At 66.4% G+C, this 10,898-nt stretch carries 12 protein-coding genes; 3 read left to right on the top strand and 9 right to left on the bottom strand.

What is annotated here, in order from left to right:
- Position 1 precedes the first annotated feature (1 nt).
- On the top strand, positions 2-286 hold the full coding sequence (locus tag ACM0PK_RS15830; protein WP_049443782.1) for a DUF2782 domain-containing protein: 285 nt from the start codon (positions 2-4) through the stop codon (positions 284-286).
- A 147-nt stretch (positions 287-433) separates the two neighbouring features.
- Here ACM0PK_RS15830 and ACM0PK_RS15825 read toward each other — a convergent pair whose 3' ends face one another.
- The 3 genes from ACM0PK_RS15825 to ACM0PK_RS15815 all read right to left on the bottom strand — a co-directional run bounded on the left by ACM0PK_RS15825 (position 434) and on the right by ACM0PK_RS15815 (position 2,059).
- Positions 434-880 carry a universal stress protein gene (locus ACM0PK_RS15825; RefSeq protein ID WP_005420335.1) on the bottom strand — a complete coding sequence of 149 codons (447 nt, stop codon included), beginning with the start codon at positions 878-880 and terminating at the stop codon, positions 434-436.
- Positions 881-1,071: 191 nt separating this feature from the next.
- Complete coding sequence (locus ACM0PK_RS15820) at positions 1,072-1,626, bottom strand: hypothetical protein (RefSeq protein WP_414607069.1); 555 nt, start codon at positions 1,624-1,626, stop codon at positions 1,072-1,074.
- A 106-nt stretch (positions 1,627-1,732) separates the two neighbouring features.
- Positions 1,733-2,059, bottom strand: coding sequence for a low molecular weight protein tyrosine phosphatase family protein (locus ACM0PK_RS15815; RefSeq protein ID WP_414607070.1), 327 nt, complete (start codon positions 2,057-2,059; stop codon positions 1,733-1,735).
- A gap of 109 nt (positions 2,060-2,168) precedes the next feature.
- Here ACM0PK_RS15815 and ACM0PK_RS15810 point away from each other — a divergent pair, with 109 nt between their 5' ends.
- Positions 2,169-2,906 carry a hypothetical protein gene (locus ACM0PK_RS15810; protein WP_414607071.1) on the top strand — a complete coding sequence of 246 codons (738 nt, stop codon included), beginning with the start codon at positions 2,169-2,171 and terminating at the stop codon, positions 2,904-2,906.
- A 104-nt stretch (positions 2,907-3,010) separates the two neighbouring features.
- Here the strand turns inward: ACM0PK_RS15810 and uvrD are convergent, their stop codons facing one another.
- The 6 genes from uvrD to rpmB form a co-directional block, all read right to left on the bottom strand.
- Positions 3,011-5,203 (bottom strand): DNA helicase II, encoded by a 2,193-nt coding sequence (uvrD, locus tag ACM0PK_RS15805; protein WP_414607072.1) that lies wholly within the window; start codon positions 5,201-5,203, stop codon positions 3,011-3,013.
- A gap of 9 nt (positions 5,204-5,212) precedes the next feature.
- The gene (locus ACM0PK_RS15800) at positions 5,213-6,634 is read right to left on the bottom strand and encodes an FAD/NAD(P)-binding protein (protein WP_414607073.1); all 1,422 of its coding nucleotides are present in this window, start codon (positions 6,632-6,634) and stop codon (positions 5,213-5,215) included.
- A gap of 45 nt (positions 6,635-6,679) precedes the next feature.
- Positions 6,680-8,098: a cardiolipin synthase gene (cls, locus tag ACM0PK_RS15795; protein WP_414607089.1), complete on the bottom strand. Its 1,419-nt coding sequence runs from the start codon at positions 8,096-8,098 to the stop codon at positions 6,680-6,682.
- Positions 8,099-8,223: 125 nt separating this feature from the next.
- A complete protein-coding gene (locus tag ACM0PK_RS15790) occupies positions 8,224-8,472 on the bottom strand; it encodes a hypothetical protein (protein WP_414607074.1) in 249 nt (82 codons plus the stop codon).
- A gap of 511 nt (positions 8,473-8,983) precedes the next feature.
- Entirely contained in the window at positions 8,984-9,151 is a 168-nt protein-coding gene (gene rpmG / locus ACM0PK_RS15785; protein ID WP_169411268.1) for a 50S ribosomal protein L33, read from the bottom strand.
- Between the two features lie 10 nt (positions 9,152-9,161).
- Complete coding sequence (gene rpmB / locus ACM0PK_RS15780; RefSeq protein ID WP_005411638.1) at positions 9,162-9,398, bottom strand: 50S ribosomal protein L28; 237 nt, start codon at positions 9,396-9,398, stop codon at positions 9,162-9,164.
- A 281-nt stretch (positions 9,399-9,679) separates the two neighbouring features.
- On the opposite strand from rpmB, the gene ACM0PK_RS15775 reads away from it, so the two are divergent.
- Positions 9,680-10,894 carry a glycosyltransferase gene (locus ACM0PK_RS15775; RefSeq protein WP_414607075.1) on the top strand — a complete coding sequence of 405 codons (1,215 nt, stop codon included), beginning with the start codon at positions 9,680-9,682 and terminating at the stop codon, positions 10,892-10,894.
- The last annotated feature ends 4 nt before the right edge of the window (positions 10,895-10,898 follow it).

Genomic DNA, 10,898 nt, shown 5'->3' with positions numbered 1-10,898 from the left:
GATGAAGACCCTGATGCTGGCTTCCCTGCTCCTGCTCGCTGGCTGCGCCAGCATGGGTGGCGCGGGTGCTCCCCCGGTGGACGTCAAGGGCGCGGATGTGTCCAGGCGTACCATGGACAACGGCGATGTCATCGAGGAATACCGTGTGTCCGGCCAGCTGCGCATGGTCAAGGTGACCCCGTCGCGCGGTGCCCCGTTCTACATGTACGACAAGAACGGCGATGGCCGATTCGACAACGACAAGGATGGCGTGTCGCCGGTCTACTGGAAGCTGTACAGCTGGTGAGGTGACCGGGTCGGATCCCTGCGATCCAGTAGATCCACGCCATGCGTGGATTCACCCCAGCCCCCCACAAAAAACAACGCCGGCGCGCATCCTGCGCACCGGCGTCGGGTCCCCTCCCCGGGGAACGCTTCAATCAGCGGGTGTGGATCAGCGGATGACCAGTACCGGCAGCGTGCTGCGCGCCAGCACCTCGGCAGTCTGGCTGCCCAGCAGTACACGGGTCACGCCACGGCGGCCGTGCGAGGTCATCACGATCAGGTCGCTGTTGCGCTCGGCCGCCGTCTCGATGATGCCGTCGGCCGCGTAGCGGTCCAGCACGTGCACCGGGTTGGCCGTGATGCCCTGCTCGGCGGCCTTGGCCAGCGCCGGCTGCAGCACCTTCTGCGCGCCCTCCTCGCGGTCGGCCTTGTATTCCGGGCTGTTCATGTAGCCCACGCTCCAGCCCATGGCGTCGTACATGCCGACGGCCCACGGCTCGGAGACAGTCACGATATCGACCTCGGCGTTGAGGTCCTTGGCCAGCTCCAGGCCCTTGGCCAGGCCCTTGTCGGCCAGCTCGGACCCGTCGGTGGCAATCAGGATGCGCTTGTACATGGTGGGGCTCCGTGGCGGTCTGCCAGATGGGAACGCCACCATTGCACACCGGATGTGGAGGCGGCGCCTTGAGCAGGATCAATCCGGCGCTGTGCAGGGGCCCGTGCGCACCGTCACGTGGTCCGAGGGACGCGCTCGGCCGGCCCCCTTCTGTAGAGCCGAGCCCATGCTCGGCTCTACAACAATGTCGCTCAGGCGATCTGCACCACGCGTGCGTTCTGGCACAGGGGGTAGCTGCCCACGAATTCAGCGATTGCATCGCGCATCGCCTCGAACGATTGGCCGTACATGTACAGCGCGGTCTCGCTCGGGCCCTGCCACCAGCTGCAGATCTCGCCCAGGCCGTCGATGTTCTCCGACAGCTGCTCGAACACGTGGTTGGAATCGCACTGTTCGTAGACCTCGTCCGGCAGGTTCAGGCCATCCAGGTAGATGCCCAGGCCCTCGGTCACGCCGAAGCTGCGATCGGCTTCACCCGCGCCCTGGATCTTCGAGCCCTTCGGTGCACCCAGCTGTTCCAGCAGATCGATCAGCTTGGGCACGCCATCGGCATCGACCAGCGCCACTTCGATATCGCCGTATTCGACCTCACCCAGGTCGGACATCGCGGTGCCGCCGCCGGTGATCTCGCCGACATTGGCCGCCTGCAGCAGCGCATCGAGTGGGTCCTCGAACAGTTCGTGGCGATGGTCGGGCTGCAGCCGGGCATTCAACGTCACGGTGACGTGCAGCACGGGTTCGGTCATGGGAGCGTTCCTGAAAGAAGTGCCGCCTATTGTAGAGCCGAGCCCATGCTCGGCTGCTTTTCCCGCCAGAAGCAGCCGAGCATGGGCTCGGCTCTACAACAGCCCGTCAACGCGGGAACGGCGGCACTTTCCGTTTCAGCAGCTCCACCAGCACCGGGTCCATGTACTCGTAGTCATCCGGGATATCCAGGCAGATCACTCGCTTGCCGTTCAACCACGCCTTGTAGCGGCTGGACAGCCGGTTGCGGTGGGCGCGCTCCATCACGAACACCAGGTCGGCCCACTGCAGCAGCTCGGGGCTGAGCACTTCCTCGGCATCGGCCAGCAACCCGGCCGAGGCGGTCTCGATACCCGGCCAATCGGCGAAGACCTGCTCGGCCGTCGGGCTGCGCAGGCGGTTCTGACTGCAGAGGAAGAGCACGTTGCGGGTCATGCGCGAAGCCTAATCGGGGCCGGATCCCTTTTCCAACGGAAAAGGGCTCTGACCCCACTCAGGTACATTCGGACAAGTTGCATGGCCGGAAAACACTCGAAAGACCATCATGGGCCTTTCCACCGTCCAGATGCCCATGATCACCAAGGATGACCTGTTAACGACGTTCGCAGAGGTAGCCGAGGCGCACGACTGCTACTTCAGCAAGTACGTAGTCGCGACGTACGTGCTCTATTGCTGCATCAGAAATGCCAAGGAACATGACCTCGCGATCGCGTCCAAAAATGTCGATGATCCGGAGTTCGCCGCCAGCGTTGTGCTGAACGCGCCGCCCCGTCTTTCACATGATGGGCCAACGATCTTTGAAATTCCTTCCAACGCCTATGGGTTCACTCATGCGATGGCGGTTCCCAGCACTTATCACGGGCTTCTGAATGGGATCGAGAAGCGCACGGGTCTGTTCCTGTGCCTGCCGATCTTCCGGTGTGAGTTCAACGGCAACGAATCAGCAGAGGATTTCAGGTGGTCCACACATCACATCGTTGACGTCAACAACTGGCATAGGACCAGGCAGCCGAAGATCAGCGTGTACTTCGACAATCCCCGCACTGGTGGCGGCACGGACAAGGACGGTGCCGTTGTGAGCCTGAAGACATTGATAGCGGAGATCGACAACGTTAGCGGAGTGGGCAACGGCTTCATCGAGATCACCAACTACCGCGGCGAAGTGATCGAGGTGTTGTCGCCGGCGGAAGGCCACTACGCGCTGATCCGCAACCGCCAGGATGAAGAAGCGATGGAGCGCGCCGGGTTGGTGGCAGCCGTAGAGAAGTTCACCATCGGCTGATAGCCGACCGCTGTTGTAGAGCCGAGCCATGCTCGGCTGGTTTTCCCGCCTGAAGCAGCCGAGCATGGCTCGGCTCTACAGGAATTCCCGCCCCCTGACGGTGATCAGATCACCGTCAGGTTGGCATACGCCATCACCAGCCACTTGCTGCCGGCGTCGGCAAACTCGACCTGCACGCGGGCGTGGGCGCCGTTGCCTTCGTAGTCGGTCACCATGCCTTCGCCGAACTTGGGATGGGTGACCAGTGCGCCAAGCTTGACCGGCGGTGCCTCGATCGAGGCATGGCCCATCACCCGGCTGCTGCCCAGCGAGGCCGGACGCGAGACCTGCACCTTCGGGCGCACTTCGTGCAGCAGCTCGCGCGGAATCTCGCGCAGGAAGCGCGATGGCAGGCTGTAGTTGTCCTGGCCGTGGATGCGGCGCGATTCGGCATAACTCAGCACCAGTTTCTGGCGCGCGCGGGTAATGCCCACGTAGGCCAGCCGACGCTCTTCTTCCAGACGCCCACTTTCCTCCAGCGAACGTGCGCTGGGGAACAGGCCTTCCTCCAGGCCGGCCAGGAACACCAGCGGGAATTCCAGGCCCTTGGCCGAGTGCAGGGTCATCAGCTGCACGCCGTCCTCGCCCGCCTGCGCCTGGCCTTCACCGGCCTCCAGCGCGGCATAGGCCAGGAACGCGACCAGCTCGTCCATGTCCTCGCCCACTTCCTCGATGTCGTCGGCGCGGCGCACGAAGCGCGACGCCACCGAGACCAGTTCGTCGAGGTTGTCGGTACGCGATTCCGAATCCAGCGAATTGCGGCTTTCCTTGCTCCAGTGCTCGCGCAGCTGCGAGCGGGCCAGCACGTGGTCCACGCGCTCGGCCAGGGTCATGTGCACGGTCTGGGCCTGCAGCTCGTTGACCAGCCCCAGGAAGCCGGCCAGTGCATTGCGCGCACGTGCGGCCAGCGCGCTGCCCTGGGTGACCAGCATCGTCGCTTCCCACAACGAAATGCCCTGCGCGCGCGCCTCGCGGCGCACTTCGTCCAGCGTGCGGTCGCCGATGCCCCGGGTGGGCGTGTTGACCGCGCGCTCGAAAGCGGCGTCATCATTGCGGTTGGACAGCAGGCGCAGGTAGGCCAGCGCGTCCTTGATTTCGGCACGCTCGAAGAAGCGCATGCCGCCATACACGCGGTACGGCACCTGCTCGCTCAGCAGCGCTTCTTCCAGCGCGCGCGACTGCGCGTTGCTGCGATAGAGCACGGCCACTTCGGTGTAACTGCCACCGTCGCGCACCCACTGGCGGGCGCGCTCGACGATGTAGCGCGCCTCGTCCATCTCGTTGTACGCCGCATACAGGTCGATCGGCTCGCCGTCGCCGCTGTCGGTCCACAGCTGCTTGCCGATGCGATCCGGGTTGTGCGCGATCACCGCGTTGGCGGCGCCGAGGATGTTGGCGGTGGAGCGGTAGTTCTGCTCCAGGCGGATGGTCTGCGCACCCGGAAAGTCGCGCAGGAAGCCCTGCACGTTCTCGACCTTGGCACCGCGCCAGCCGTAGATGGCCTGGTCATCGTCGCCGACCACGAACACGTGGCCGGAATCGCCGGCCAGCACGCGCACGAAGGCGTACTGGATGGCGTTGGTGTCCTGGAACTCGTCCACCAGGATTTCGCGGAAGCGGGCGCGGTAATGCGCCAGCAGGGCCGGGTTGTCGCGCAGCAGTTCATGCGCGCGCAGCAGCAGCTCGGCGAAGTCGACCAGGCCGGCGCGGTCGCAGCGCGCCTGGTATTCGATGTAGGCCTGGCGCATGGTTTCCAGCCACGCGTCGTGCGGTTCGGGCTGGATGTGCTGCGGGCGGCGGCCCTCGTCCTTCTGCGCGTTGATCCACCACGCGATCTGCTTGGGCGGGTACTTGCCGTCGTCCAGCTCCAGCGCCTGCACCACGCGCTTGACCAGCCGCAGCTGGTCGTCCGAGTCCATCACCTGGAAGCCTTCTGGCAGCTTGGCGTCCTGCCAGTGCAGGCGCAGCAGGCGGTTGGCCAGTCCGTGGAAGGTACCGATCCACATGCCATGGCTGCCATGGGGCAGCTGGGCGTCGATGCGGTGGCGCATTTCGCCGGCCGCCTTGTTGGTGAAGGTCACCGCGAAAATGCCGTGGGTCGGCACGCCATCGACTTCATGCAGCCAGGCGATGCGGTGGGTGAGTACGCGGGTCTTGCCGGAACCGGCACCGGCCAGCACCAGGTGGTGGCCGGGGGGAGCGGAGACGGCTTCGCGCTGGGCCGGGTTCAGGCCATCAAGCAGGTGGGAGACATCCATGCCTCCATTTTACGGCATCGCCGTCGCGGCTCCTGCGACCACCTGACTGGCCAGCGCCTGCGCCTGCTGACGCAGTTCAGGCACCGCCAGGCTTTCCCACAGGCTGCCGATGCGCAGGCTGCCGAGCACGCCCAGCCGTGCCTGCGGCTGGCCACTGGCGCTGCGCAGGCGGTCGCCCGGCACCGTGCTGTCCAGGCCCAGCCCATGCGGCCCGGGGCGGGCCAGGCCCTCGGCCTGCAGCTGCTGCAGCAACGGATTGCGCAGCGCACTGGCGCGGGTTTCCACGCCGGTGGCGTTGACAACGCCGCTGATCGTCCAGTGCTGTTCATTGCCGTTGGCATCGCGACCCGACAGCCGCAGGGCATCGCCTTCGCGGCCGACGCGTTGCAGGCGGGACCGGTGAATGCGCAGTTGGCCGCTTTCGATCAGCGCCTGCAGCTGTGCGTCGACCTCTTCGGCGATGCGGTGGCGATGCACGTCCCAGTAGCGCACCACATGGCGCAGGAAGCGGCGCTGGTCGGCCGCGTCGAGGCTGCACCACAGCGCCTGTCCGTGGGGACGGATGCGGTCCATCACGCCCTGCCACGGCAGCCCGTCGGCCTGCGCCTGGCGAGCGAACCCGCGCAAGGCGCGCAGGCGCTGGCGCAGGCGCATCGGAAGCAGCGTGGCAGGGTCGAACGTGGGCAGGCCGCCATGCGCATGCGGTAGCGGTAGCAGGCCATGGCGCGAGATCACATGCAGCGGGCCGGTGTGGCCGGCGGCAACCAGCGCCAGCACGGTGTCGGCCATGCTCAGGCCGGAGCCGACGATGGCCACGGCCTGCTCACCGGCCAGGGTACGCACGCCGTCGTAGTCCCAAGCCTCGATCACATCATCGGCGGGCAGTGCCTCGGCACCGGCCACCGGCAGCGGTCGCATGCTGTTGCCGGTGGCGAGCACCGCCTGCACGGCGTGCAGCGTCTGGCCATCGCCGAGTGCCAGCCGGTAGCCATGGTCATCCGGCTGCAGGTCCAGCACCGGCTGCGCGATCACCTGCAGCTGTGCCGGGCTGGCCGCAGCGGCCTCCTGCAGGCGCTGCTGCAGGTAGGCCGCAAAGTAGTGGCGGCATACGTAACGCTCGCCCAGCACCTCGCGCGCCTGGCCCGGGTAGGCGTTGGCGGCCATCAGGTAGTCGAGGAAATCGCCGGGCTGGTCGGCAAACGCACTCATCTTCGCCGCCGGCACGTTCAGCAGGTGCTCCGGCCACGGCGTGGCATAGGCGATGCCCTGGGCCAGCTGCGAAGCCGGTTCGAGAATGGCCAACGCCAGTGGCGCCTTGGCTTGGCGCAGCACCTGGATCGCCACCAGCACCCCGGCCGCACCACCGCCGATGATTGCCAGGTCCAGTTCGCCATTACGCGGTGAATCAGTCATGCGCCGATTGTAGGCCATCGGCGATGACGGGCCGGGTTGCCGAAGCGGGCGATTGCCGCCATCTCACATCAACGCATCGGCCAGACGTGCGATGCCTTCGCGGCTGCGCCGCCACGTGGGGCGGCTGCGCCATTGCTGCAGGTCCAGCTGCCGCGACTCGCGCAGGTAGCCATCCTCGATCGCACACAGCTGCTGCACCAGCGCGCGGTCGTAGCAGACCAGGCCGATTTCGGCATTCAGCGCGAATGAGCGGATGTCCATGTTGATCGAGCCGAGCACGGCGATGTCCTCGTCCACGCTCATGTGCTTGGCATGCAGGAACTGCGGCTCGTACAGCGCGATGCGCACGCCACAGCGCAGCAGCTCGTCGTAGTAGGCCTCCTGCGCCCACGACGTCAGCCGCTGGTTGTTGCTGGTCGAGAGGATCAGCTGCACCTGCACGCCGGACAAGGCCGCAATGCGCAACGCACTGAGCGTGGCTTCGTCGGGCACGAAATACGGCGTGACCATCACCAGCCGTCGCCGTGCCAGGTGGATCAGCGCCGCCACCGCATCACGCGCGTTGCTGTACGGATAGGCCGGGCCGCTGGGCAGCAGCTGGGTGGCGATGTCGTCGCTGCACTCGGGCACATCGGCGATGACGTCCAGGCGCTGGCCGGTTTCCATGTACCAGTCGCTGGCGAACACCGCTTCCAAATGCGCCACGGCCGGGCCACGCACGCGCGCCACCAGCTCGCGGTTCGGGTGGCCGGGCACGAACTGCGGGCCGGCCAGGTTCTGCGAACCGACATAGGCCACTTCGTTGTCGATCACCGCGATCTTGCGATGGTTGCGCAGATCCATGCGCCCGCTGCGGCGCCAGCGCAGGCCACCGGGCAGCATCGCGCGTACCTCGATGTCGCGCGCCTGCAGGCGCTTGCGATAGGCGCGCAGGCCGCGCTTGGCACCCACCGCATCCAGCAGCACGCGGCACTGCACGCCACGTGCAGCTGCACGCTGCAGCGCCTCGACCACCGCCTCGCCCACTGCGTCGTCGAACATCAGGTAGTACAGCAGGTGCACGCGGTCTTCGGCCTGGTCGATGTCGGCGATCAGCGTGTGCAGCGATTCGTCGTAGTCGGTCAGCAGGTCGACGGCGTTGCCGTGCACCGGCATGAAATCGCCCTGGCGCTGCACCAGCGGCACGATTTCGGCGCTGGCGGTGTCCGGCTGCGGTGTCCAGCGCAGGCGATGCTGCAGCGCCTGTTCCTCGCGGATGACCTGCGAGGCCTCGGCCTGGCGGCGGATGCGCTCGCGCGACAGCCACGGGTGGCCGAACAGCAGGTACAACGGCAGCCCCAGCAGCGGCACGAAGCCGACCAGCAGCAGCCAGCTGCGCGCCGCCCCCGGCGTGGTGCGGGTGGGAATCCAGCACAGCGCGACCAGCCGGATCAGCCAGTCGATCAGCAGCAGGTAGGAACCCAGCAACCACTCGAACAGCATCGTGTCGTCCGTCGGGAGGTGATGGGCCATTCTGCCCAGCGGCCTTTGTAGAGTCGAGCCATGCTCGACTGCCTTTCGGCCCGACCGCAGAGCAGCCGAGCGTGGGCTCGGCTCTACAGAATGGCTCAGTGCCGCACCGGCACCTCGCACAGCTGGCGTACCGAATCGGCATGGCGGCGGCCGTTGAGCGCCATGCAGGCAATGGCCTGCGCGGCCCGCTCCAGCTGCGCCTCCGGCAGCGGCGACGGTGCACCGTTGGCCAGTGCCAGATGGTGGTCGCACAGCAGCAGCGCCATGCCCTCGATGCCTTCCAGCACGCGCTGCAGGCGCAGCCAGCCCAGTTCCAGGTCCTGCCGGTGTGACGGGGTGTTCATGCAACCTCCTTCAACGGATCTGGCCACCGTGAAGGTGGCGGACGATGCGTGGTTGCAATACCGGGGAACAAGCAACGGAAACCAAACCGGCGGGCACGCGGCCCCCACGCACCGCCCGCCATAAGGCAGAGCGGGTCGCCAGCCGCTGCACACGCAGAGACAGCGGCTGGCGAATTTACCGTTACTCGATTCCTCGGGATTGCAAGCCCGACCGCTGCAACCGCAGCGGCTCGCCATCATGGGCACGGCCACGCCCGTCGTTCCAATCGATTTGAACAGCGCGAGGCGCCGGAACCAGTAGGAAGAATCACTTATCGCAATCGGCCCTTCGCTCCAGCCATGGCGCCATTGGCGACAGCGTGCGCAGGGACTGCCCAGTGCCGACCAACGGTCGGCACCCACCACCACCACAGCAGCATCGGAACGGTCGGTATCCACCAGGTAAACGCAGGGCATGAAAAAACCCGCCACAAGGGCGGGTTTCTTCGCGGGGACCAGCAATCCGTGCGGATTACTTGATCTTGCCTTCCTTGTACAGGACGTGCTTGCGCACGACCGGATCGTACTTCAGGAATTCCATCTTCCCCGGGGTGTTCTTCTTGTTCTTGTCCGTGGTGTAGAAGTGGCCGGTACCGGCCGAGGAAATCATACGGACCTTATCGCGCTTGCCTGCCATGATGCTTTACTCCTCAGACCTTTTCGCCGCGCGCACGCAGCTCAGCCAGAACGGAATCAATGCCGTTCTTGTCGATGGTGCGCAGTGCATGCGCGGAAACACGAAGCTTGACCCAGCGGTTCTCGCTGGCCACCCAGAAACGGCGCTCGTGCAGATTCGGCAGGAAACGACGACGGGTCTTGTTGTTGGCGTGCGAGACGTTGTTACCCGTCTGCACTCGCTTGCCGGAAACCTGGCATACGCGGGACATTGCGCACCTCGATAGTAGTAGTTGTCAGCCCGTAGCCCGGGAGACGGCGGCCTCGATGGTTGCCCACCACACGTCAAGAGAATCAAAGGGTTACGCTGGCGTTGGGCGGCCGGGGACGTGCTCCCGGGGACGCCGCCCGGTAGAAAACCGGACACAGCGAGCCGCGCATTATGCACCGGTTCAAGCACTTGCGCAAGTTACCCACAGGCGGGGACTGAACCGGCAGGACCGGGGGCACTCCGCCAACCGGCATACTGGCCCGGACCACTGCGGAGCTTCCCATGCGGCTGCTGGCCCTGACCTACGGAACCGAAGGCGACACACGTCCCCTGGCCATGCTCTGCCATGGGCTGATCGGCGCGGGCCACGAGGTGACGCTACTGGCCGATGGCGGCACCTTGGGCAGCGCGCAGGCCCTGGATGTGCCCCACGCGGCCCTTGAGGGTGACATCCATGACGACGTGGTCGCCCTGGTCTCGCGTGGCAACGGCGTTGCCGCCGCCAGTACCGGCCTGGCACGGATGGCGCTGCAGCATGTCAGCAGCTGGATGCGCCAAGCCGATGCCGCCGCCGAAGGCTGCGATGCGATTCTGACCGGTGGCCTGGCGGCCTTCGTCGGCATGAGCGTGGGCGAACGCCGCAGGATTCCCGTCATCGGCAGCGGCATGATTCCGCTGACCCCGACGCGGGCCTTCCGCTCTCCGTTCCTGCCACCGGGACGCTCGCCGGGCTGGTTGAACCGCGCCAGCTATGGGCTGGTCAACGGCCTGATCTGGCGCCAGTTCCGCCGGCCGATCAACGCGGCACGCCAGCAGTTGGGGCAATCGCCGCGCCGCGCGCTGTGGTCCGGCCTGCCGATGCTCTATGGCATCTCACCGCAGCTGCTGCCGCTACCGGCGGACTGGCCGGCCGACCACATGGTCTGTGGCCAATGGCGGCTTCCTGATGCGCCCTGGACGCCCCCGGCCGATCTACGGGTCTTCCTTGATGCCGGCCCGCCGCCGGTCTACCTGGGCTTCGGCAGCATGACCGGCTTTGATCGCGAACGCGTGCTGCCGGCCCTGCTGCAGGCGCTGGCGCCACGCCGGGTGCTGCTGTTTACTGGCTGGGTGGGACTGCCTGCGATGCGCTTGCCCGATTCGGTCTTCGTACTGGGGCCGACCCCACACGAAGCGCTGTTCCCGCGTTGCGCACTCGCCATCCACCACGGTGGCAGCGGCACCACGCATTCGGCCTGCCGGGCCGGCATTCCCTCGCTGGTGATGCCGTTCGCTGCGGATCAGTTCTTCTGGGCCGATCGCCTGTGTCGGTTGGGCGTGGCACCGGCACCGTTGTCACCGAAGCGACTGGATGCAGCAACGCTGGCAGCAGCCATCACCTTCGCAGAAGCCGACGCAGTACGCGCACGCGCGGCGGCCCTGGGCGTGGCGATGAGCGATGAAGACGGGGTGGCCTGTGGCGTGGCGATGATCGAGCGCTGGTTACGGCCGATGTAACAGC

Origin of the sequence: Stenotrophomonas sp. FR010, assembly GCF_047520755.2 — a bacterium.
GTDB lineage: Bacteria > Pseudomonadota > Gammaproteobacteria > Xanthomonadales > Xanthomonadaceae > Stenotrophomonas > Stenotrophomonas sepilia.
The sequence above is the reverse complement of the archived record's forward strand: the minus strand, read 5'-3'. Positions and strand labels throughout refer to the sequence as shown.